Genomic DNA, 1,062 nt, shown 5'->3' with positions numbered 1-1,062 from the left:
GCTTAACCGCCCCACAAAGCCTTATGATTTCCGAGAAGCAAGGCGAGTTGCTGGCTCGAGGCTTGGCCCGAAATCGAGGTCCTGCAGCGTGGCGCATGGCTCGGGTCGCTGCTGCGGTACAGGTCCCTCACCGCCCCACCATCTCGCCCGCCTGCACCTCCGGATAGCGATCATTCACCGGTTTGTTCATTTATAATAGCGCACGATCATAACTGGACATTGTGGTAGCTCGTACATGCCTGAAGGCCCCGGCGCGCCGACCCAGCGCCGGGGCCTTTTTACTTCCGCAAATTCCATTCCAGCAACGCGGGCACTTCGCAGGATGTCGCAATCCCGCGCTTGCGATGATACGCCGGACAGCGAATTGCGCGAGTCAAACGAATTTGGGTTCCTCAAATATAGAATCGTCGACACCGATCCTGATGGATCCAGCCTCGACGACGAAAACAACCATCTACAAACGGAATATTCAACGTTGCCGAGAGCTCCCGGTGTTCCGTCGAACCCGACATTCGCGAGGTCAGCGGTCACCAACGATCATGGTGATCGCCAGCATCTTTCGTATTCACATGGCCGTCGGCCGGGTACTTTCCCGAGGCCATGACGTGAGTCTGGTGGGTCTTCCAAGCGCCGATTTGGCCGGGTAGGGTTTGCAAGGGGGGCGAACAACCGGATGAACGAACGGAATGATACTGGAAAAACTGCGCGCCTGTTGGGCGTTTAGCCCGACCGTCCATAGGAATGTCGCCCTGGTCGAAGGCTTTCTGAAGGGCAAGAGTTTCGCCGACCTGGCGCAGGAACATGGCCTGTCGAAATCGAGGGTGCGCCAAATCATCGACAAGGCTGATCGGCTTGTGGGCGGCGGCATCCTGACCAAGGCTGAATCGTCCAAGGCCTCGCCTCGATCCGATTTCATGGTCGACTATCCGTATGTGTGGAACCTGGCCGAGATGCACCGGCTCGGTAGCGTCACGCCGCACCATTTCTTTGCGGAGCTGGAGCGCGCCGGATCGCTGGAGCGGCTGGTTGACCAGATGAAGCGGTTGCCGTGGCGCGCACCAA

The 1,062-nt window shown here is 58.7% G+C and carries 1 pseudogene; it reads left to right on the top strand.

What is annotated here, in order from left to right:
• Nucleotides 1-686: 686 nt before the first annotated feature.
• Nucleotides 687-1,062: pseudogene (locus tag EOC06_RS37700) on the top strand (hypothetical protein); the annotation flags it as partial.

Source organism: Mesorhizobium sp. M7A.F.Ca.MR.362.00.0.0 (assembly GCF_004023175.1).
GTDB lineage: Bacteria > Pseudomonadota > Alphaproteobacteria > Rhizobiales > Rhizobiaceae > Mesorhizobium.
This window is presented reverse-complemented; position numbering and strand designations above follow the sequence as displayed.